Below are 21,041 nucleotides of genomic sequence, written 5' to 3'. Positions count from 1 at the left end.
AACGGCTCTCCTTCAGTGGTTCCGCGCGTGTCCCGCGGCGGCGTAGGCGGTGGTGGATTCCCGCGGGGCCATATAGGTCCGGAACAGTCCCTCGGGGTCGTAGGCGGCCCGGATCTCCTCCAGGCGTACGGCGTTCGCCGGGCTGAGTCCGTGGTCGAAGCGGTCGGCGAGGTTGTTGTCGGAGAACTGAAGGCCCCTGGACAGGTGCTGGATCTCCGCGAGTCGCCCGTGCGCCCAGTCCTCGTGGGCGAGGTCCTCGGCGGGGTCGGTCCAGCCGGCGTTGGGCGAGAGGTAGAGCTTGGCCTGGCTGGACCAGCAGGCGTTCGCGCGCTCGGGGTGGCCGCCCCACAGCATCCACAGCACATGACTGGTGGTGTCCGGGATGGTGTCGAACAGCGGGCGGGCCGCGTCGAGAACCTTGTCGACCGGCTCGTCGGTCCAGATGCCGTCGAGGGCCCAGCGCAGGTCGGGCGGGGTCATGCGGTCGGCGTAGTCGTAGAGCTCGGCCATGGTGGTCTCCTGCGCGACCAGCTCCCGGATCGCCCGGTCGCGGAACGGCGCGTCCTCCAGCGGGGCGAGCGGGTTGTCGTCGGTGTCGCAGAAGGCCGTGGCCGTGACGGAGACGGTCTGCCGGTCGAGCCACGGGGAGAACCCCACCTTCGCCGAGAACTCGACGGCGGGTGGGAGCAGTTCGAGAGTGTCGTACGACCAGGTCAGCACCTCGTCGAGGAGGTCGAGCGGATAGGTGTGGGCGGTGCGCAGGATGCGCCGTGGCAGGTCGTGCAGGTCGAGGTGGAAGCGGGTGACGACGCCGAAGAAGCCGGGGCCGCTTCCGCGGGCCGCCCACAGGAGGTCGGGGTGGGTGTCGTCGGTGGCGTGCACCAGGGTGCCGTCGGCGAGGACGACGTCCACGGCGCGGATGCTGAGACAGGCGGGGCCGAGGCGGCGGGAGTTCCAGCCGTAGCCGCCACCGAGGATGAAGCCACCGATACCGACGGTCGGGGCATGACCGGTGGGGAGGAACAGGCCGTGCGGGGCGAGTTGGTCGAGGAGCGCCGGGCCCTTCACCGCGGGCTGTGCGGTCGCCGTGCGGGTCGTGGGGTCGACGGTGATGTCCTGGAGTCGTGACAGGTCCAGCAGCATGCCGCCGTCGCGGACGCCGTTGCCGACCCAGCTGTGGCCGCCGGAGCGGATGCCGATCGGGAGGCGTTCGCTGCGGGCGAGTCGTACGGCCGACACGACGTCCCGCTCGTTGTGGGCGAGGACGATGACCTCGGGGTGACGGTCGGGCTTGCGGGCGTTCCAGACGGCGTCGAGACGGGCCTGTTCGTACGCCGGCTCGCCGCGACGGAGGAGCCTGTCCCGGGACAGCTCAGGCATGGCCGTTCTCCTCACATGGGGTTCGAGTCGGGACACTACTGTCGACACTTTGGGGCTTCAAGGGATGTGACAGCGAAATACCTGGCATCTCTGCCGACACTCGTAGATTCATGGCCCGCCCTCAGGCACGGGAGGGAAATCAAAGAGTTCGGCCGGGTTGTCGACCATCAGGCGCCGAAGCCGCGCGGGGTCGGGGGCGATGCGCTCGACGAGGTCGACGAGCAGTCCGTCGTCGGGGGCTTCGCCGACGATGTTGACGTGCGGATAGTCGGTTCCCCACACCACACGCTCGGGCGCCCGAGCCACCAGGGCGGCGGCCAGACGCACGGCGTCGTCGTACGGCGGGCCCTGACGCGATATCCGGTCGACGCCGCTGACCTTCACCCAGACCCGCCCGGTGTCCAGCAGGCCGTGGAGTCCGCGCAGAGCCTGGTCGTCGGCGGGGTCGACACGGCCCATGTGGTCGACGACGACTCGCCCCGGCAGAGCCCGCACGACGTCCACCAGGGTCGCGATCTCCCGTCCCGTGACGTGGAGTTGGACGGCCCAGTCGAGACCGTCGACGCGTTGCAGCACCGAGTCGATCTCGGCCCGGGTGGGCGGAGTCCGCAGATGGGGCAGGAAGTTGAGCCGGAACGCCCGGACACCGACCTCGTGCAGGCGCTCGATCTCGCCCCGCGTGGTGCTCTCACCGATCAGCGCCACGCCCCGCAGCCGACCGTCCCCGGCCAGCAGGGCGTCCACCAGCACGGAATGATCGTGCCCGTGACAGGAGGACTGCACGACGACGGCCCGCTCCAGCCCCAAGTGAGCATGCAGGGCGGCCAGTTGCCCCTTCGGCGCGTCGACCGGCGTGAAGGTGCGGTCCACGGCGTACGGGAAGACGTCGGCGGGCCCGAGGACATGACAGTGGGCGTCACAACTGCCGCGCGGGAGCGCGAGCGACGGACTGCGCGGGGCGGGATGCGGAGGCGGACAACCGAGCGAGGGCCCCACCTGCGGGGACGGGCTGCGGGGCGATGACCCCACCCGCGAAGACGGACTGCCGGGCGATGACCCCACCCGCGAAGACGGGCTGCTGGGCGATGACCCCACCCGCGGGAAGCGGCCGCCAGACGCAGGCCCCACCTGCCGGGACTGACAGCCGGGCGAAACCCCCACCTGCCGGGACGGACACCCGGACACGCACTCCCCCAGCGAAGACGGACACCCGGACACGCACTCCCCCAGCGAAGACGAGCACCCGGACAAGGACCCCACCAGCGAAGACGGGCCGCCAGACGCAGGCCCCACCTGCCGGGACTGACAGCCGGGCGAAACCCCCACCTCCCGGGACGGACACCTGGACACGCACTCCACCACCGGAGACGGACACCCGGACACGCACTCCCCCAGCGAAGACGGGCACCCGGACAAGGACCCCACCAGCGAAGACGGGCCGCCAGACGCAGGCCCCACCTGCGGGGAGCGGCCACCAGACGCAGGCCCCACCTGCCGGGACTGACAGCCGGGCGAAACCCCCACCTCCCGGGACGGACGCCCGGACACAGACTCCCCCAGCGAAGACGGGCCGCCAGGCGCAGGCCCCAACCGGCGGGGTGAGCTGCCGGGCGAGGGCTGCCGGGGCGGGGCGGCGGGCGATGGCCCCGCCCCCGGGGCCGAGCCGTCCGAGGAGGGCTCCACCTGCGGGGACAGGTCGAAGGGCGTCCGTGAAGGCGGGTCACCCGGCGTCGGCTGTGACTCGGTTGTGTGGGCGGTCGGTTCAGTCACAGCGGGCCGTCATTCCGCCGTCTACGACGATCTCCGTGCCGGTCACGAAGCGGGCCTCGGTGGAGGCGAGGTAGAGCGCCGCGTACGCGGTGTCCCGGCCGTCGCCCATGAAGCCGAGCGGGATACGGGCCTGCCGCTGGGCGAGGAGTTTGTCGACGTCTCCGTCCGCGCGCTGGTGCGCGAGCCGCGCCTCGACCATCGGGGTGTGCAGCTGGCCGGGCACGACCGTGTTGACGCGGATGTTGTGGGGCGCGTGCTCGACGGCGGTGACCCTCGACAGCTGGATGACCGCGGCCTTGGCCGACGCGTACGCCACCTGCGCGGCGCCCGTCCAGCGCAGCCCCGAGGCCGACGCCGTGTTGACGATGGCGCCTCCGCCGCCGCGCCGCATGACGGGGATGACGTGTTTGCAGGCCAGGAAGACGCTGGTCAGATTGGTGCGCAGCTGGCTCTCCCAGTCGGCCAGGCTCAGTTCGACGGCACCGCCGGCACGCGATCCGCCGACGTTGTTGACGAGAACGTCGATCCTCCCGGCCTCGCGCTCGCACTGCGCGAAGTACGCCTCCACCGCCTCGGGTTCGGTCACGTCGAGGACCGCGGTGCGGGCGGTGCCGCCCTCCTCACGGATCTGCCGTGCGGTGACCTCCAGGGCGTCCTTGTCCCGGTCGGTCAGGAAGACGGTGGCGCCCTCCCGGGCGAAGATCACGGCGGTGGCGCGGCCGTTGCCCCAGCCCGGGCCGACGCTGCCGGCGCCGCCGATGACGGCGATCCGGCCCGCCAGGCGGCCCTGCCGATGCTCGGACAGGTCTTGGTTCACGGGATCTCCCTCGCTCGGACTGCCGAAACTGTCGACAGTTCTAGCCAGGTGTCGACAGAAAGTAAATATCTTGGCTCCAGATGCATGCGTATTGCCTTTAGTGTCGACACAGAGGTTGGATGGTCGGTATGGACAAGCCCCTCGTGTTCACGCCCGACGAGATCGCCCGCTTCCGTGCCGAGCTGGCCGCGCGCCGCGCTCCCGGCGCCTACGAGCCGGGCCGCTGGTCGGTCAGCCCGCTCAACCGCCGTACGGACGTGGTCGGTTCACTGCCGACCTCGGTGCGGCTGCGCGACGCGACCCTGCGCTCGGTGGAGACGCTGCCGGGTGTCGTCGCGTCCACGCCCGCGAAGGAGGAGTTCCTGCGCCGACTCGTGGGCGCGGGGGTGGCGGAGGTGGTCACCGCGGGCCTCGGCGGACGCGACGTAACGGCCCTCAAGTCGGAGGTGGAGCTGGTCAAGGGCGCGAACCCCGGGTGCCGGGTCGTGTGCCCGTTGATGCGTTCCCCCGACGACATCGACCGTGCCGCCACCGCGGGTTACGACGCCGTGCAGGTGTGGGTGCAGGGCTTCGGGGAGACCTCCGTGATCTACCAGGCGCCCGTCTACGCCCAGGCCTGGCGGGGCGAGGAGTGGCGCACCGATGCGACCCCGCGCGAGCGGGCGGCCGTACTGTCGCGCGCGGCGCGCCTCGTGTCGTACGCCCGCGAGCGCGGCCTCGACGTCGTCGTGCCGCTGCTGATGGTGTCGTACGCCACCGAGGAGAGCCACCAGGAGACGGTCACCGTGCTCGCCGCGGCCGGAGCCACGGAGCTCACCCTTTTCGACGGTCCGGGTGCGATGAGCCCGGAGGCGTACGGCCATCTGGTGCGCCGCACCCGCGCGTTCGCCCCGGAGGTGGAGGTGGGCCTGCATCCGCACAACACCTTCGGTCTCGCCGTGGGCTGTGCGGTGGCCGCAGTCCGCGCCGGCGCCTCGGCAGTCGAACTGTCGGTCAACGGCTACTGCGGCGGCCCGGGCAACGCCGACCTCGCGGCCACCGCGCTCGCCTTCGAGGCGTTGTACGGAGTGAGGACCGGCATCAAGACCGAGCGGCTCACCGAGCTCGCCCGCACCGCCGAGGCCCTGACGGGCTGTCACCCCGCCTGGAACCACCCGGTCACCGGCACCCACGCCTTCTGCTGGGGCGGCATGGACCTCATCACCCAGGAGACCGAGGTCGACCCCCTGCTGCACAACTGCCTGGAACCGGCACTGGTCGGCAACGAGCGCACCGTCCCCTTCACACCCGACAGCGGCCCCTACACACTCGCCGACAAGCTGACCGAGGCGGGTGCGCGGGCCACCCGTGCCACGGTGGACGACGTGCTGGCCCGGGCGAAGGAGTTGATGGCCGAGGAAGGACGGCTGCTCACGGACGAGGAGCTGGTGGCGTTGGCACGGGAACCGCGCTGACTCACCCGCAGCAGCCGTCCCCGCCCCCTTCTCCGTTCCCCGACACCACGTCGAGCCGGCAGAAGCAGGACGCCTCGATCGGTACGTCCGCCAGCGCGACCGCGATCTTCAGCTGCTGGGCGACGATCCGTGCCTCCCCCGCCTTGCCGAGCCGGACCAGGCACTCGTGGAAGCCGTGCAGCGCCCAGACGTTGCCGGGGTGCTGCACGGCGCGGGGCAGTGTGTCGTCCAGGCCCAGGTCGGCGCGGTAGACCGCCTCGGCCTCCGCGACCCGCCCCTGTTCCAGGAGCAGGGCTCCGTAGGCGTGCCGGGTGGGCTGCATCCAGCCCCACGGCTCGTCGTAGGGCAGGGCGTCGGCGAGTGCGATCGACCGCTCCAGCGCGATGAAGGCGGTGTCGAAGTCGCCTTCGCGGTAGGCGAGTTCGCCGTCGAGCATCGCGGAGGCGATGGCGAGGATGTCGGCGCAGGTGTTGTTGAACAGCATGCGCGTCTCGGGGACTCGGGCCACCGCCGCCCGGAACACGGTGCGTTCGGCCTCGGCCTCGGGGAGGCGGCCGAGGGCGGACAGGGCGACCCCTCGGGCGTAGTGGAGCATCGCGGTGGTCACGCTGTACAGCTCCGGGTCGGCGGGCAGCGGCAGTCGGAGAAGGTCGGACCAGCGGCCGAAGCGGATCAGCGCATGGACCCGCATGGCGAGGAAGCCCTCCAGCCAGTCGGCCATGGGCGGGCTCGGCACCCGCAGCAGGTCCTCCGGGATCGACGCCTCCAGCTCGGCGGCGGTCTCCAGGGCGACGCGGGACTGGCCGAGGAACATCGCGCCGTAGATCTTGAAGTGGTAGTTGTGCGATCGGTACAGGGTGTAGAAGTTCATGGCCCCGGCCCGTGCCCGGTACTTCTCGTCGGCGGTGATGGCCGCGCTGTTGTCCGCCACGACCCTGCGGTAGTCGCCGCACAGCACGTCCAGGTGGGACGGCATGTGCTGGAGGTGTCCCGCGTCGGGCACCAGGCCGCGCAGCCGGTCGGCGACCGGCAGGGCCGCCTCCGGGGTCGGGGACATCTCCATCAGGTGGATGTACAGATGCAGCAGGCCCGGATGCCGTGCGCCGGCGTCCGAGGCGAGCGCGCGGTCGAGCACCGCCTTGGCCGTCAGGGTGCGCGAGCCGTCCGCCGGTTCGCCGGTCCCCAGGTCCCACAGCTGCCAAGGGGTCAGGTTCATCAGGGCGTCGGCGTACAGCGCGGCGATGTCGGTGTCGCCGGGGGCGAGTTCATGGACGGCGCGCATGCTGTCGGCGTAGGGCTCGTTCCACACCGCGCAGTCCGCCACGGGGTGCGCCTGCGGATACCGGGCGCGCAGCGCTTCGATCAGGGCCCGCTCCACGGGGGTGGCGCCGGTGGCCGCCTTCTCGTGGGCCCGCTCCACCGCGGCGTGGGTGCGCTCGACGGTCCGGGCGAGGTCGTCACCGTCGAAGAACTCCCACGGCTTGTTGTAGTTGGGGCCGAGCGCGTACGCGATGCCCCAGTGGGCCATGGCGCAGTCGGGATCGGCCTCGGCGGCGGCCTGGAAGCATCTGACGGCCTCCTCGTGATGGAAGGCGTACGTCCACACCAGCCCGCGGTCGAACCAGAGTTGGGCCTCGGGCGAGGCGGTGGTCACGGTGCGGGTGTGGGTGCCGAGATCGTAGTAGTCCATGGGGTTCCCCCGAGCGCGAGCCAGGCCTGGACGCGTGACGTTACAGGGCATTTCGCCTCCGACACGCCGACATGGAGGGACGGACGGCCAGGCGCCACAGCGAGGTGACCTCCGCGGCCCTGGCGGCGTGGAGCGGGTCCGTGGTGTCCCTCGACCGGGGGTGCCGTGGCCGGGTGTCGAGCCGGTCCACCACCCGCAGGCCCGCGGCCGCGACGGCGGTGAGCAGGTCGTCGCGGGTCCGCAGACCGAGATGCTCCGCGAGGTCGGAGAGGACGAGCCATCCCTCGCCGCCCGGGGCGAGGTGGTCCGCCAGGCCGTCCAGGAAGCCGTGCAGCATCGCGCCGTCGGGGTCGTACACGCCCTGCTCGACGGAGGACGTGGGCCGGGCCGGCAGCCAGGGCGGGTTGCACACGACGAGGTCGGCGCGGCCCTGCGGGAACAGGGCGGGGCCCACGATGTCGACCCGCCCGGTGAGTCCCAGCCGTCGCACGTTGTCGCGGGCGCAGGTCAGGGCGCGCGGCGCGATGTCGGTGGCCACGACGCGTTCGACACCGCGCCCGGCCAGGACGGCGGCGAGCACCCCGGTCCCCGTGCCGAGGTCGAAGGCGGTCCGGCAGGGCACGGCCGGGGGCAGCGGCGCCCGTGCGACGAGGTCGACGTACTCGCCCCTGACCGGGGAGAACACCCCGTAGTGCGGGTGGACGCGGGCACCGAGGGCCGGCACCTCGACGCCCTTCGCACGCCACTCCCGCGCGCCGATGACTCCGAGCAGCTCGGTCAGGGCGACCGCCATGGACCCGGCCGGCGGGCCGTACGCCTCGGCGCACGCCCGGCGTACATCGGGGGCCCGGCGCAGGTCCAGGCTGTGGTCGTCCTCCAGCAGCACGATCAGCCTGCCCAGGATCCGGGCGCGATGGCCGCGCGCCCGGCGGTGCAGATGAAAGGACTCCTGCGGGGTGTCGCCGGGCCGGGCCGGTCGACCGTCGGCGCGGCGGCGCATCGCGCTCAGCAGGTGACGTGCGTGGTGGAAGTCGCCCCGCCACAGCAACGCCGTGCCCTCGCAGACGAGTCGGTAGGCGGTGGCGGCCTTCGTCCGGTCGTCGGCGACGACGATCCGGCGGGGCGGTGGGGCGGCGCTCTCGGAGTGCCAGCGGGTGGATCGGGCGGTGCGGTCTTCGGTCCAGTGGATCGTGGACACGGAGGTACTCCTCGTGGTCGAAGTGCGGGGGCACGAAGAGCACTTCGACGAGGAGCAGCACGGGCGGCCCGTACCGCGGCACGGGCTCGCAGATCGGGGGCGGGAAGGGTTACGCCTCCCGCGGCGCCCGCGACTCCTGTGACTCCCGCGTCGAAGCGCGTGAGGAGGCGTCGCCCAGAACCATGCCGAGTGTCACGAGGGGTCCTTCCGGAGAGATGACGTACGAGGCTCGCACGGCGTCCCGCGCCCGGGCAAACCGTGTCGGTCACCGGCCGCCGAAAACCCGTTGCGACCGCCCGCCGCCGCCAGGACCCTGGCCCTCATGCCGTACCTTCAGCGCCACGCCGGGCTCGCCGACGCGCCCGCGATCACCGAACTGCTCAATGCCGTCGACGAGATCGAGATCGGCCGGCGGGAGACCGATCTCGCCACGGTCGAGGCCGATCTGGGGCATCCCGAGGTCGACCTGGAGCACGATTCCTGGCTGGCCTTCGACGGGGAGCGGCTGGTGGCGTACGGGCTGCTGTGGGACGACTCCGGGAACGAGCGGATCGACGTCGACCACTACGTCCTGCCCGAGCACCAGCGGGCCGGGGCACAGATCCTCGACGCCCTACAGATCAGGGCCCTCGCCAGGGCCCGGGGCAACGGCGCCGCCAAGGCCGTCGTCCATCTGCATCTCAACACCCGTCCCACGCTGCACACTTCGCTCCTCGACGAGCGCGGCTGGTACGTCGTACGGCGCTACCACGTGCTGCAACGCCCCCTGGACCGGGCCGAGGACCACACGCCGGAACCACCCCGAGGCGTGCGTCTCCGCCCCTGCACGGCCGAGGCGGATCGCCGAAGCGCCCATCTGCTCCACCAGTCCACCTTCGCCGAGCACTTCGACTTCCAGCCGCGTACGTACGACCAGTGGCTGCACGACATCGACGCCGAGCGCCTCGACTGGTCCCTGGTGTGGCTCGTCGGCACCGAGGAGTGGGGGGACGCCGGGTTCCTGATCGCTCGGGACGACCGCGAGGCCATGGGGTGGATCCGCAGCGTCGGGGTGCTGCGGGAGGCGCGCGGAAGGGGACTGGGCGGGCTGCTGCTCCGCCAGGCTTTCGCCGCGTTCGCCGCGCGGGGGCGGGACACCGTGGGGCTGGGCGTGGACACGGCGAACGCGACCGGGGCGCCAGAGCTGTACGGGCGCAACGGGCTGAGCCTCCACTACGCGGTCGATACTTGGGAGGCGGTGCTGATCTGACGGTGGCGGCGAAAGGTGTGCGCATGTCCTCGACCCGGGACTTCTACGACGACCTGGCCGCCGACTACCACCTGATGTTCGCGGACTGGGAGGCGAGCACGGCCCGTCAGGCCGCCGTCCTGGACACCCTGCTCCAGCGGCGCCTCGGGGCGGGGCCGCATCGCGTCCTGGACTGCTCCTGCGGCATCGGCACGCAGGCGATCGGGCTGGCCGGGGCCGGGTACGACGTCGTCGGCAGCGACCTGAGCCCCCGCGCCGCCGCGCGCGCCACGGTCGAGGCGGCCTCGCGGGGCGTCCGGCTTCCGACGGCCGCCGCGGACATGCGCCGGCTGCCCTTCGGGGCGTCCGTCTTCGACGTCGTCGTGTGCGCCGACAACGCGCTGCCGCATCTGCTCTGCGCGCAGGACGTCTCGGCGGCGCTGGGCGAGATCCGGCGCGTGCTGCGGGACGGCGGGCTGCTGGTGCTCACGCTCCGGGACTACGACGAGCTCCGCCGCACTCGGCCCACCTCCGCACCGCCCCAGGTCGGACAGACGCCGGACGGCCGAGTGATCACCTTCCAGCTGTGGCACTGGCACGAGGACGGTGAGCGCTACGACCTGGAGCACTTCCAGATGATCCCCGCGGGCGAGAGCTGGACGGTCCGGCGGCGTACCACCACCTACTGGGCGTTGACGCGACCCGTGCTCACACGGCTGCTCGCGGAGGCGGGCTTCGCCGACGTCCTGTGGCACGCGCCCGAGGCGACGGGGTTCTACCAGCCGGTCGTGACGTGTCAGGAGCGGCGGGCCAGCACATAGGCACGGCGGGTCTCCGCCTCGTGGGCGTGGTGCGTGCGCTCCAGCTTCATCTCGACCGTGAGGCCCGCCGCTTCGAGCAGGCCCGCGACATGGGCAGGGTCGAGGAAGCGGAAGTCGACGTCCACGGAGTGGCCCCACCACTCGTCCAGGTGCCGGACCTCCTCGCCGATGTGGAAGGAGAGAAGGAGCGGGCCACCGGGGCGCAGCACCCGCGCCATCTCCTCGAAGGCGCGCGGCAGTTCGGCCGGTTCGAGATGGATGACGGTGTAGAGCGCGACCAGGGAGCCGAACTCGGCGTCCTCGGCAGGCAGTTCCAGCAGGTCGCCCTGGCGGAACTCCACCTGCGGGAACCGGCTGCGCCCCGCCTCGACCATCCCCGCCGACAGGTCGATGCCGACCGTCCGCGCACCCTTCTCCGCCAGCCAGGCCGCCACATGTCCGGGCCCGCAGCCCAAGTCGCCCACCGGCGACCCCGGTTCGGTCTGTTCGAGGAGCGCCGCGAGCAACGCCCGGTCGAGGGGCTTGCCTTCGAGCTCGGCGTGCAGCCGGGTCGTGTACTCCTCGGCCACGGTGTCGTAGCTGTGCCGAACCGAGTCGTGCCGCGCGTGATCACCCATACGGCCAGCATGGCATCCCCTCCTCCGAGTCGAGTGGGCGGTCCGCGTCAGCGTGGTCCCGACGTCGGTCGTACCAGCCCGGTCTGGTAGGCGATGACGACCAGTTGGGCGCGGTCGCGGGCGCCTAGCTTGGTCATGGCGCGCTGGACGTGGGTGCGCACGGTCAGCACGCTGAGGACGAGGTGGTCCGCGATCTGCCCGTTGGACCGGCCCTCGGCGGCCAGCACGGTGACCTCCCGTTCCCGCGGGGTCAGGTCGGCCAGGCGTTCGGGCGGCGCCAGGAAGTTGCCGGGGGCCGGGGCGCTCAGGAAGCGGGTGATGAGGGCCCGGGTGGCGCCGGGTGAGAGCAGGGCCTCGCCGGAGGCGACGGTACGGATGCCGGCGAGCAGGGCGTCGGTGGTGACGTACTTGCCGAGGAAGCCGCTGGCACCGACGCGCAGGGCGCGGGCGACGTACTCCTCGGTCTCGAACATGGTCAGGACGAGGACACGGGTGCCGGCCAGGTCGGGGTCCTCGCAGATGGCGGCGGTGGCGGCGAGGCCGTCCGTGCCGGGCATGCGGATGTCCATGAGGACCACGTCGGGTCGGTGCGTCCGGGCGAGTTCCAGCGCCTCCTTGCCGTCGGCGGCCTCGCCGACCACCTCCATGTCCGCACAGGAGTCGATCAGCAGCCGGAAGGTGCCCCGCAGGAGTGCCTGGTCGTCGGCGAGCAGGACGCGGATGGTCACGGGGTCGTCCCTTGTTCGTCGGTGACGTGGGAGTGCAGGGGCAGGGCGGTGGTGACTTCGAAGCCGCCCTCGGGGCGGGGGCCGGCCCGGAGGTCGCCGCCGACGGAGTGGGCGCGTTCGCGCATGCCCATCAGGCCGAAGCCGCCGCCCGGCACCGGCGGGGCGACGCCGGCGCCCTCGTTGGAAACCGTGATGAGCAGCCGGGAGTCGGAGTAGGCGAGCCGGATGCGGGCGGTGTGGTCGGAGGCGTGTTTGGTGGCGTTGGTCAGGGCTTCCTGGACGATCCGGTACGCGGTCAGGTCCACGCCGGGTGACAGCGGCCGGGGCTCGCCCTCGGTGGCGACCGCCACGGTGAGGCCGGCGGACTCGCAGGCGGCGATCAGCTCGGGGAGCCGGTGCAGTCCGGGGGCGGGTTCCAGGGAGTCGGGGTCGTCGGGCTGGCGCAGCACGCCCACGGTCGCGCGCAGTTCGAGGAGCGCGGCGGAGGTGGTGGCCGTCAGCTCGTCGAGGATCTTCTGCGCCTGTTCGGGCTGGGTGGGGGCGAGGTGGCGGGCGGTGCCCGCCTGGGCGTTGGCGACGGCCATGTGGTGGGCGACGACGTCGTGGAGCTCGCGGGCGATGCGCATCCGTTCCTCGGCGACCCGCAGCCGTGCCTCCTCCTCCCGGGTGCGTTCGGCGTGGACGGCCCGGGACTGCACCGATTCCAGGTAGGCGCCGCGCAGGCGGGCGTTGCGGCCGCCGACCAGGGGCAGCAGCAGCCACAGGACGGGGCCCACGCTGCGCAGCAGCAGCATGTCGGTGGTCGGCCGGTCGAGGATGGCGGTGATCACGATCATGACGGTGGCCCCCACGCCCAGCACGCGAGTGATCGTCACGTGGGTACCGGCGGCCACCCAGTACAGGGCCATCATGAGCGGGGCCAGGATCAGGGGCGTGGGCAGGTAGCCCTGGGCCAGGGTGGCGATCGTGCAGGCCGTGACGACGGCGGTGACGGTGCGCGGGTGATCGCGTGCCATGAGCAGGGCGAGACACGAGACGGCCGCGAGGACGACCGCGGGCGTGTCGTCGCTCGGCTGGCTGGTGCCGGGAATGCTCAGCGAGGCGCCGAGGGTCGCGCAGCCGAGCAGCGCCAGACCCGTCATGACGTCCAGGGCGCAGGGATGGCGCGTGGTGAGGCTCTGCGGGCGGGTGCTCATCGGTGTCTCCGGATCAAAGGCCTGCGTCCATGGTGACCGACGCACGGGCGGCCGGTGGACGGCACTCCCCGTACGCCGCCGGACCGCCCGCGGCTCTCACCACGGGCGGCCCGGCGGCCGGGGCTGCCCCCGTCAGACACGTACCTGCGCGGACTCGTCCGGCGTCGGGTCCGGGTCGGGCTCCGCCGCCCCGGCCGGGTGCCGGGTGAGGGACTCGCCCTCGATGTCGACGCGGGGCAGCAGCCGGTCCAGCCACTTCGGCAGCCACCAGGCGCGGTCGCCGAGCAGGGCGAGGACCGCAGGCACCAGGGCCATCCGGACCACGAAGGCGTCGAAGAGCACGGCGGTGGCGAGCCCGAACCCGATCATCTTGATCATGGAGTCGCTCTCGCCGATGAACCCGGCGAACACCGCGATCATGATCAGCGCGGCGGCGGCGACCACGCGGGCGCTGTGCCGGAATCCGGAGACGACCGACTGCTTGGCGGACTCGCCGTGGACGTACGCCTCCCGCATCCGGGAGACGAGGAAGACCTCGTAGTCCATGGCCAGACCGAAGACGATGCCCACCAGGAAGATCGGCATCAGGCTCATGATCGGCCCGGTCTGCTCGACGCCGAACAGACTCGCGCCGTGCCCCTCCTGGAAGACCACGACGACGGCGCCGAGAGCGGCGAGCACGGAGAGCAGGAAGCCGACGGCCGCCTTGAGGGGGACGAGCACGGACCGGAAGACGACCAGCAGCAGGATCACGGCCAGACCGACGACGGTGATGAGATACGGCACCAGCGCCGCCTGCACCTTGTCCGAGATGTCGATGTTCAGCGCCGTGGTGCCGGTGACCTCGAAGTTCTCGGTGCGCTCGGCGCGGATGGTCTTGACGAGGGTCTTGGTCCGTTCGTCGGTGGGGCTGGTGGACGGGATCGCGCTGAACACCGCGGTGTCGCCGGCGTCGTTGAAGCGGGGCTGGGTGACGGAGACGATGCCGTCGGTGCCGGCGATCTTGTCGCTGATGGCTGCCACGCCCGCCTTCGGGTCGGCGGTGCCACGAGCGTCCACGACGATGGTGAGGGGGCCGTTGAAGCCGGGGCCGAAGCCTTCGGCGAGGTCGTCGTAGGCACGGCGTTCGGTGGTGGAGGTGGACTTGGCCTCGTCGCCGGGCATGCCCAGCTGAAGGCCCGTCATGGGCAGGGCGAGGGCGCCGAGGCCCACCACACCGAGAAGCAGTACGGGCAGGGGGCGGCGCAGGACGAAGCGGGCCCAGCGGGTGCCGCCGTTGTCGGCGGCTTCCCTGGTCGCGGGGTTCTTCCGGATCCGTCGCGCCAGGACCGCGTTCGGCCACGCGCCCAGCAGCGCGGGCACCGCCGTCAGCGCCACGAGGACGGCGACGACGACCGCCCCGGCCGCGGTCAGCCCCATCTTGGACAGCATCGGGATGCCGACGACGGTCAGCCCGGCGAGGGCGATGACCACGGTCAGACCGGCGAAGACGACGGCCGAGCCGGCCGTGCCCACGGCCAGTCCGGTGGCTTCTTCGGGCGTGTGGCCCTTGGCGCGCTCCTCGCGGTAGCGGGAGACGACGAAGAGGGCGTAGTCGATGCCGACGGCCAGTCCCAGCATCATCGCCAGGGTGCCGGTGCTGGTGGACAGCCCCAGGGCGCTGCCCAGGAGCGTGATGGCGAGCATCGTGAAGGCGACACCGATGAGCGCGGTGAGCAGCGGCAGCCCCGCGGCGGCCAGCGAGCCGAAGGTGATCAGCAGGACGACGGCCGCGACCGCGATGCCGATGATCTCGGCCATGCCGCCGGCGCCGCCGCCGCTGTCCATGGCGGAGCCGCCCGTCTCGACGGTCAGCCCGGCGTCGCGCGCCTGCTCCGCCGCCTTCTCCACCGCCGTACGGCTGGCGTCGGTGACGTCATTGGACTTCACCTTGTAGGTGACGGTGGCGTAGGCCGTGGACCCGTCCTTGCTGACCGCCCCGCTCTGGTAGGGGTCGGCGACACCGGCCACCTGGGAGCCGGTGCCGAGGGCGGCGACCGTCTCCTCGACGGCCTTCTTGTTCGCCGTGGCGGTGACCTTCTGTCCGTCGGGGGCGACGAAGACGACGCGGGCGGTGGCGCCGTCGGCGGCGGCGCCGGGGAAGCGCTCCTGCATCAGGTCGTACGCCTTCTGGGACTCGATGCCCGGCATCGAGAACTCCTCGTCGGAGGTTCCCGGGGCCTGCATGGCGCCCAGTCCGACGGCGGCCAGGACGGCCACCCACATCAGGGCGACGTATCCACGCCGCCGGAAGGCCAGTCGGCCCAGTCGATAGAGAAAAGCAGCCACGTCAGGGGACTCCACATCCGTGCTCGATCAGATCACCCAGACTGTCCCGGCGGGGGTCCCCGAGTCGTCGTACGGCTGCTGGCAATGCCGCCTGCTGCACTGGCAGGACCGCCTACTGAAACCGCAGTACATGCCCGGTCGGCCGATCCTGCCCCGGGACTACGCCCGCCCCGTCACCCGGTGGCGCGCACCGCCCGCAGCACGGCCTGGGCCATGCCTCGCTCACCGCGCTCGTTGGGGTGCACGGGGGCCGCGGGAGCGGCCGGGATCAGCGGTTCGACCCAGCGCACGTCGGCCTGCGCGCAGGCGTCGCGTCCGTCGGAGGGGCCATAGGTGTCGACGTATCCCGCCCCGGCGGCGTTCGCGGCCTCCCGCAGCATGGTGTTGAGCTGCTGCTCCTTCTGCCGCAGGTAGGTGACGTCGCCGGGAGCCAGCCCCATGTCCGGGCCGCAGTCGGCGCCTCGGGCGGGCAGGATCGTCGGGTACCCCACCACGTAGACGCGCGCCTCGGGTGCCCTGCGCCTGATGTCACCGAGCACGTCGGCCACGCGCCCGCTCGTCGCCTCGATCCTCGTCCCGACGGCGTCGGTGCCGTCGGAGGTCTGCCGCTCACGGCACGGTGCCCGGTCGGGCGCCGAGTCCCCGATGCGGCTCTCCAGTTGGTAGCGGACGCCGGCCTTGACGCAGCTGGTGATCAGGGAGCCGAAGCCGATGTCGTTGCCGCCGATCCCGACGGTGACCAGCCGCGTCGACGCGGACACGGCCGACAGTTGCGCCGGGTTCGTCCCGTCGTCGGTGTCCTGCGCCGCCAGCAGGTCGCCGGTCGTGGCCCCGCTACAGCTCACATCACGGAACTCCGCCCGTTCCAGGCCGAGTTCGGCGGCGACGAGCGCGGGGTAGTTCCGGTCGGAGCGGTCGCACCCCGCGGGTTTCCCGTTCTGGCCGGGGATCTTCGGACCGGCGGTGTACGAGTCGCCGAGGGCGACGTACGGGCCGCGCGGCGGCGTGGTCGGGGAGGCCGCCGTGTCTCCGACGCCGTCCCGGGCGACGCCGACGACGGTGACGAGCGCGGCGCACGACAGGGTCACCGCCAGCCCGAGGCTGGTACGAGTTCTCATCCGGGGTCACGCCTTCCGGTACGGCGCCGACGCGGCGCGGGCGGTGCTGCACACCGCCTCAGGCTCGCCTCGCGAACCCGCCCGCGTCGTCGTCCCGCTGCGGGCTGTGCGGGCTACTGACCCCGCAGTAGCCGCCACCCGGTTAGTCCTCCGGAGGGACGAGACACTCCGGAGGGGCTGGACACTCCGGAGCGACGAGACCTCCTCGCCCTCGGAGAGAGGCCGCCGTCACTCCATCAGCCCGGCCGCGACCGTCGCGCCCAGCTCCCAGCAGGCCTGCACATCGGGCTTGCCCGGCGCGCCGGTCACCGTCACGGCGTCCGCCGCACGGCGCCAGCCGAGGCCGGTGGTGATGGCCTCGATGCCGCGGACCGCGCCGGTGACATCGCTGCCGCCGTGGACGTAGTAGCCGAAGGGCCGCCCCTGCGTCTCGTCCAGGCACGGGTAGTAGACCTGGTCGAAGAAGTGCTTGAGGGCCCCGGACATGTAGCCGAGGTTCGCGGGTGTGCCCAGCAGGAAGCCGTCGGCGGCGAGCACGTCGGAGGCGGTGGCCGCGAGGGCGGCCCGCCGCACGACACGGACGTTCTCGATCTCCGGGTCGGTGGCCCCGGAGACGACTGCTTCCAGCAGCTCCTGGCAGTTGGGCGAGGGGGTGTGATGCACGATCAGCAAGGTAGGCACACCCCGCACCCTGCCGTCGGCCGGGCACCCGGCGCAAACGCGCCGGCCGCCCGGACGGCCGCTACTTCACCTTGCCGGTGAAGATCGCGGTCTCCGACTCGTAGTCGGGTGCCACCTCGATCTGGAGGAAGGACTGGCCCTTCGGCAGTTCGCAGCCCCAGGGCACGGAGAGCGAGCGGCCCGCCAGGATGCTGGTGTCGGGCAGACCGTCAAGTCCGTCGTCGTAGATGGACTCCCCTTCCTTGCCCTCGTCGCCGTAGGCGCAGTTGACCGTCATCATCGAGGCGTCGATCTTCTTGTCCGACTTGTTCACGATCTTGATGGTGAACTTGGCGTACGGCGTCTTCTCCGGGGACGCGTACTCGCCGGAGACCGCCCGAGTGATCTTGGTCAGGCTGATCTCGACGTCGTTGTCGTACGCGATCGTGTCGTCGAAGCCGTAGGAGTCGTCGCCGGACTCCTCGGCCGGCGCGTCGGAGTCCGCCGCGTCGGTCGCGGAGTCGTCGGCGGCGGTGTCGCCCTCGGCGGGCGCCGTCCTGGTGACGGTGACGGTCGGCGCAGCCTCGGCCTTGCCGTCGCCGCTGACGCTCGCGGTGACGACCGCGGCGAGGACGGCCGCGACCACGGCCGCGCCGGCCGCGATGAGGACCGTCGTGGTCCTCTTCGGGCCCTGCGGCGCCTGAGGCGGCTGCGGCGCGTAGTAGCCGGGCGCGGGCGGCGGCGTGTAGCCGGGCATGGGCGGCTGCGTGTTGTCGTAACTCATGGTCCCCCCAGGGATGGTTCTGTTGCGCGATCAATCATCGCCCGGGGGACCACCGTTGTGGAGGTGTCGTAATGAAAATGTGCTGATGAGGGCTCTGTTCGGCTACTCCGTGCGCAGTGCCGTCGCGGTGCGGGCCTTCGCCGCCCAGCTCGCCGGGAGCAGCGCGCCCAGTGCGGCGATGAGCAGGCCGGCGCAGCCGAGCGGGAGCAGTTCCGGGGTGTCGTACACATCGAGGACGGCCTTGGGCAGTCCGGTGTCGGCGGTCTCCGCCATCTTCGGCAGGACGTAGCCGTGCAGGGCGTACCCGAGTGGCACCCCGATGAGTCCACCGACCACGCCGATCCCGGCCACCGAGGCCAGCACCAGGCTCACGGTCTGCCGGGGTGACATGCCGAGTGCTTTGCACACGCCCAGGTCGTGGACGCGTTCGCGGGTGTCGAGGACGACGGAGTTGAGCACGCCGAGTCCGGCCACGGAGACCAGCATCAGGGTGAGCAGCGCCGCCATCGCGTCCAGGACGAGGATCAGGTTGTCCTGCCGGGAGGAGGAGTTGGCGATGGCCGCGCCGCCGAGCGTGTTCACCGTCTCGTCGAGTTTCGTGGCGTACTGGGTGGCCTGGACGCCCGACTTGAGCTCGACGAGGAACATCTGCGGCTCGGCGTCGGGGAAGTCGGCGAGGCTCGCGTGGAAGCGGAGTCCGTCGTCGGAGGTGTCGAAGGCCTCGCCGACGATCGTCAGGGTCCGCGTCTGCTTGCCGACCGTCACTCGTAGCGTGTCACCGACGTCGGTCTCGGTGGTGTTCAGGAAGTGGGTGGAGACCACGACCTGGCCGGGTCCGGTGATCCAGTGGCCGGAGATCATCTCGTAGGAGGCGGAGCGCAGGTCGCCGTCGTAGAGCACCGCCTGCACGGCACCCGAGACGCCGACCGCGGTGCCGTCCGTCTGCGTCCTGCCGTAATAGGTGTCGGTGCCCGACTGCTGCTCGATGGCGGCGGCCACTCGCGCCGGATCGGCCGTGGCCGTCTCTCCCCCGCCGGGTCCGGAGCGGGGCTGGCCGGTGAACACGGTGACGGGGGCGCGGTCCTCCGGGTCCTGTGCCGATCCGACCGCGTTGAGGGACGCGGTCAGCCCGAGGGCGAAGGTCGCCGCGACGGTGCCGAAGGCCACCGCGAGCAGCATCGCGAGGGTGCGCACCGGGTGTGCGAAGGGACCGGCGAGGCCATAGGTCACGGCGCGCGGCAACGGCAGCCGTCCCGCCGCCCGGTGGGCCCACTGCCCGCGCCCGGTGCGCGGCGCCCGGCCGACCGCGATCGCCTCCACGGTCGGCAGCCGTCCGGCCCGCAGCGCGGGCACCAGCGCGGCGACCGCGACGACGAACAGCGCTGCCCCGGCCACCAGGACGTCCACCCACCAGGCCACCGACAGCGACGCGCTCCCGTAGACCGTCTCGGTGTCCTCCAGGAGCGGCATGGCCATCAGGTTTCCCAGTACGACGCCCAGCGCGATCCCGGCTCCGGCGGGGACCAGCGCCTGGGCGACGTAGGCGCGCACCACCTCGCGCGGGGTGAAGCCGAGGGCCTTGAGGATGCCGATCCTGCGCAGGCTGGTGCCGACGGCGCCGCTGATGACGCTGCCGACGATGATGACCGACATGACGATGCCGAGGACGCCGAACGCCATGAGGAAGGGGATGGTCGGCGCCGCGTTCTGGTCGGCGGCACGCTTGGTGTCCAGCCAGGACTCGGTGCCCATCAGCGCGCCGGAGGGCAGGTCGGCGGTGAGCTTGAGGCGGTCGGCGGCGATCTGTGCCTTGGTGCCCGCGGAGTCGAAGCGGTAGAGCATCTGGCTGGTGACCCGGGTGACGTCGGAGGCGAGTGCGGTGACCTGTGCGGGGGTCGCCCAGGCGTCGGCGCTCTCACCGATCGAGTGGGCGAAGCCGACGACGGTCAGCGCCGTACTGTCCGCGGCGTCCGAGGTGTTGAGCGTGGCGCCGAGCCGGAGGGCCGGGCCGTCGAACTCACTGGAGAGCACGACCTCACCCGCCTTCGTGGGCCACCGGCCGGACTTGAGGTTCAGCCGGTCGACGTCGGTGTCCGGTGCGGACCGTCCCACCAGTGTCACCGGCGGCAGATGGCCGCCTCCCTCGTCCACCGGACGGATGGTCGTGACGGGGTACGGTCCCGCGCTCCCCGTGACCCCGTCCAGCCGTCCGGTGGCCTTCAGTTGGGCGGCGCTCGCCTTGGCCGGGTCGAACTGCGCGACCAGGTGCGCCCCGTTCTGCGCGGCGAAGGCGTGGTCGAAGGGCGCGTTGGAGGCGACCATCAGCGATCCGGCGACCACGGCCGAGGCCACGGCCATCATGGTGGCGAGGGCGATGACGACGGTCTGCACCCGCCGCCGGCCCGCCCCGGACCGTACGACGCGGCTGAGCGCGCTCATCGGACCGCCTCCGCCTGGGTGTCGAGGGCGAGATGGCCGTCGACCAGGTGGATCGTGCGGCTCGCGACCGCCTCGGCGAGGGCCGGGTCATGGGTGACCAGCACGATGGTCTGCCCGCCCCGGTGCAGGTCCACCAGCAGTTCCCGTACGTCGTGGCCCGAGGCGCTGTCGAGGGCGCCGGTCGGTTCGTCGGCGAGGAGCAGCGCGGGCCGGTTCACCAACGCCCGCGCCACCGCGACCCGTTGCCGCTCACCGCCGGACAGCCGGCCAGGGTAGGCGCGGGCGTGCTTCTGGATGCCCAGGAGCTCCATGAGCTCACCGGCCCGGGCGGCGGCCTTGCGCCGTGCGGTGCCGGTCAGTTGGGCGGGGAGCTGGATGTTGTCGGCGACGGTGAGGTCGTCGAGCAGGTTGAAGAACTGGAAGACCATGCCGATCCGTTCGCGGCGGAACCGGGCCGAGGCGTGCTCGCTGAGCTGGTCGACACGCTCACCGGCGACGGTCACGGTGCCGGTGGTCGGCCGGTCCAGGCCCGCGACGAGGTTCAGCAGCGTGGACTTGCCGCTGCCGGAAGGGCCGGTGACGGCGAGGGCCTCGCCCTGGGCGACACCGAGGTCGATCGGTCCGAGCGCGGGTGCGCCGGAACTGTCGTAGCGCTTGGCCACGCCCGCCAGTTCGATCACTTGAGTCATGGGAGTCGTCCGTCCTTGTGAGTGGAGTGGGCCTGTGCTGTGCACCGGCCCAGCGAACGTAGGGGCGGGCTCGGGTGCGGCGCGTCGGCCGGGGCACCGACTTGCCGCCCTTCGCGCGGACGAT

At 72.1% G+C, this 21,041-nt stretch carries 17 protein-coding genes; 3 read left to right on the top strand and 14 right to left on the bottom strand.

The window, feature by feature from the left end; translation table 11 throughout:
* Nucleotides 1–12 precede the first annotated feature (12 nt).
* The 3 genes from ACIHIX_RS15810 to ACIHIX_RS15800 form a co-directional block, all read right to left on the bottom strand.
* Nucleotides 13–1,380 carry an FAD-binding oxidoreductase gene (locus ACIHIX_RS15810; RefSeq protein WP_399955430.1) on the bottom strand — a complete coding sequence of 456 codons (1,368 nt, stop codon included), beginning with the start codon at nt 1,378–1,380 and terminating at the stop codon, nt 13–15.
* Nucleotides 1,381–1,488: 108 nt separating this feature from the next.
* Nucleotides 1,489–2,376 carry an amidohydrolase family protein gene (locus ACIHIX_RS15805; RefSeq protein WP_399955630.1) on the bottom strand — a complete coding sequence of 296 codons (888 nt, stop codon included), beginning with the start codon at nt 2,374–2,376 and terminating at the stop codon, nt 1,489–1,491.
* Between the two features lie 766 nt (nt 2,377–3,142).
* The gene (locus ACIHIX_RS15800; protein WP_399955427.1) at nt 3,143–3,967 is read right to left on the bottom strand and encodes an SDR family NAD(P)-dependent oxidoreductase; all 825 of its coding nucleotides are present in this window, start codon (nt 3,965–3,967) and stop codon (nt 3,143–3,145) included.
* A gap of 128 nt (nt 3,968–4,095) precedes the next feature.
* On the opposite strand from ACIHIX_RS15800, the gene ACIHIX_RS15795 reads away from it, so the two are divergent.
* Entirely contained in the window at nt 4,096–5,421 is a 1,326-nt protein-coding gene (locus ACIHIX_RS15795; protein ID WP_399955424.1) for a hypothetical protein, read from the top strand.
* A 1-nt stretch (nt 5,422) separates the two neighbouring features.
* On the opposite strand, the gene ACIHIX_RS15790 is transcribed toward ACIHIX_RS15795, so the two are convergent.
* Nucleotides 5,423–7,111: a hypothetical protein gene (locus ACIHIX_RS15790; RefSeq protein WP_399955421.1), complete on the bottom strand. Its 1,689-nt coding sequence runs from the start codon at nt 7,109–7,111 to the stop codon at nt 5,423–5,425.
* Between the two features lie 40 nt (nt 7,112–7,151).
* Nucleotides 7,152–8,309, bottom strand: coding sequence for a methyltransferase (locus tag ACIHIX_RS15785; RefSeq protein ID WP_399955418.1), 1,158 nt, complete (start codon nt 8,307–8,309; stop codon nt 7,152–7,154).
* Nucleotides 8,310–8,631: 322 nt separating this feature from the next.
* Here ACIHIX_RS15785 and ACIHIX_RS15780 point away from each other — a divergent pair, with 322 nt between their 5' ends.
* Complete coding sequence (locus ACIHIX_RS15780) at nt 8,632–9,558, top strand: GNAT family N-acetyltransferase (protein ID WP_399955415.1); 927 nt, start codon at nt 8,632–8,634, stop codon at nt 9,556–9,558.
* Between the two features lie 23 nt (nt 9,559–9,581).
* Entirely contained in the window at nt 9,582–10,358 is a 777-nt protein-coding gene (locus ACIHIX_RS15775; protein WP_399955412.1) for a class I SAM-dependent methyltransferase, read from the top strand.
* Here the strand turns inward: ACIHIX_RS15775 and ACIHIX_RS15770 are convergent.
* From ACIHIX_RS15770 to ACIHIX_RS15730, 9 genes are all read right to left on the bottom strand, one after another.
* Nucleotides 10,334–10,975, bottom strand: coding sequence for a class I SAM-dependent methyltransferase (locus ACIHIX_RS15770; RefSeq protein ID WP_399955409.1), 642 nt, complete (start codon nt 10,973–10,975; stop codon nt 10,334–10,336). The two genes, ACIHIX_RS15775 and ACIHIX_RS15770, sit on opposite strands and share 25 nt — an antisense overlap.
* Nucleotides 10,976–11,022: 47 nt before the next feature.
* Nucleotides 11,023–11,703, bottom strand: coding sequence for a response regulator (locus ACIHIX_RS15765; RefSeq protein ID WP_399955406.1), 681 nt, complete (start codon nt 11,701–11,703; stop codon nt 11,023–11,025).
* Entirely contained in the window at nt 11,700–12,899 is a 1,200-nt protein-coding gene (locus ACIHIX_RS15760; RefSeq protein WP_399955403.1) for a sensor histidine kinase, read from the bottom strand. Before ACIHIX_RS15760 ends, ACIHIX_RS15765 begins: the two co-directional genes overlap by 4 nt.
* Nucleotides 12,900–13,031: 132 nt before the next feature.
* Nucleotides 13,032–15,227: an MMPL family transporter gene (locus ACIHIX_RS15755; RefSeq protein ID WP_399955401.1), complete on the bottom strand. Its 2,196-nt coding sequence runs from the start codon at nt 15,225–15,227 to the stop codon at nt 13,032–13,034.
* A 173-nt stretch (nt 15,228–15,400) separates the two neighbouring features.
* Nucleotides 15,401–16,345, bottom strand: a complete 945-nt coding sequence (locus ACIHIX_RS15750) for an SGNH/GDSL hydrolase family protein (RefSeq protein WP_399955398.1) — start codon at nt 16,343–16,345, stop codon at nt 15,401–15,403.
* A 228-nt stretch (nt 16,346–16,573) separates the two neighbouring features.
* Nucleotides 16,574–17,026: a flavodoxin family protein gene (locus ACIHIX_RS15745; protein WP_399955395.1), complete on the bottom strand. Its 453-nt coding sequence runs from the start codon at nt 17,024–17,026 to the stop codon at nt 16,574–16,576.
* Between the two features lie 61 nt (nt 17,027–17,087).
* Nucleotides 17,088–17,789, bottom strand: a complete 702-nt coding sequence (locus ACIHIX_RS15740; RefSeq protein ID WP_399955392.1) for a hypothetical protein — start codon at nt 17,787–17,789, stop codon at nt 17,088–17,090.
* A 102-nt stretch (nt 17,790–17,891) separates the two neighbouring features.
* Nucleotides 17,892–20,228, bottom strand: coding sequence for an FtsX-like permease family protein (locus tag ACIHIX_RS15735; protein WP_399955389.1), 2,337 nt, complete (start codon nt 20,226–20,228; stop codon nt 17,892–17,894).
* Entirely contained in the window at nt 20,225–20,917 is a 693-nt protein-coding gene (locus ACIHIX_RS15730) for an ABC transporter ATP-binding protein (RefSeq protein WP_399955386.1), read from the bottom strand. The genes ACIHIX_RS15735 and ACIHIX_RS15730 overlap by 4 nt, the downstream gene beginning before the upstream one ends.
* Nucleotides 20,918–21,041: the final 124 nt, after the last annotated feature.

Origin of the sequence: Streptomyces sp. NPDC051913 (assembly GCF_044593635.1) — a bacterium.
Classification (GTDB): Bacteria; Actinomycetota; Actinomycetes; order Streptomycetales; family Streptomycetaceae; genus Streptomyces.
Note: the sequence above shows the minus strand (reverse complement) of the source record. Positions and strands in the feature narration are given on the sequence as shown.

What these genes read in the sequence shown, in the direction of transcription:
- ACIHIX_RS15810 (WP_399955430.1), bottom strand. Translation starts at nt 1,380, where the DNA reads ATGCCTGAGCTGTCCCGGGACAGGCTCCTCCGTCGCGGCGAGCCGGCG.
- ACIHIX_RS15795 (WP_399955424.1), top strand. Translation starts at nt 4,096, where the DNA reads ATGGACAAGCCCCTCGTGTTCACGCCCGACGAGATCGCCCGCTTCCGT.
- ACIHIX_RS15790 (WP_399955421.1), bottom strand. Translation starts at nt 7,111, where the DNA reads ATGGACTACTACGATCTCGGCACCCACACCCGCACCGTGACCACCGCC.
- ACIHIX_RS15780 (WP_399955415.1), top strand. Translation starts at nt 8,632, where the DNA reads ATGCCGTACCTTCAGCGCCACGCCGGGCTCGCCGACGCGCCCGCGATC.
- ACIHIX_RS15775 (WP_399955412.1), top strand. Translation starts at nt 9,582, where the DNA reads ATGTCCTCGACCCGGGACTTCTACGACGACCTGGCCGCCGACTACCAC.
- ACIHIX_RS15770 (WP_399955409.1), bottom strand. Translation starts at nt 10,975, where the DNA reads ATGGGTGATCACGCGCGGCACGACTCGGTTCGGCACAGCTACGACACC.
- ACIHIX_RS15760 (WP_399955403.1), bottom strand. Translation starts at nt 12,899, where the DNA reads ATGAGCACCCGCCCGCAGAGCCTCACCACGCGCCATCCCTGCGCCCTG.
- ACIHIX_RS15750 (WP_399955398.1), bottom strand. Translation starts at nt 16,345, where the DNA reads ATGAGAACTCGTACCAGCCTCGGGCTGGCGGTGACCCTGTCGTGCGCC.
- ACIHIX_RS15740 (WP_399955392.1), bottom strand. Translation starts at nt 17,789, where the DNA reads ATGAGTTACGACAACACGCAGCCGCCCATGCCCGGCTACACGCCGCCG.
- ACIHIX_RS15735 (WP_399955389.1), bottom strand. Translation starts at nt 20,228, where the DNA reads ATGAGCGCGCTCAGCCGCGTCGTACGGTCCGGGGCGGGCCGGCGGCGG.
- ACIHIX_RS15730 (WP_399955386.1), bottom strand. Translation starts at nt 20,917, where the DNA reads ATGACTCAAGTGATCGAACTGGCGGGCGTGGCCAAGCGCTACGACAGT.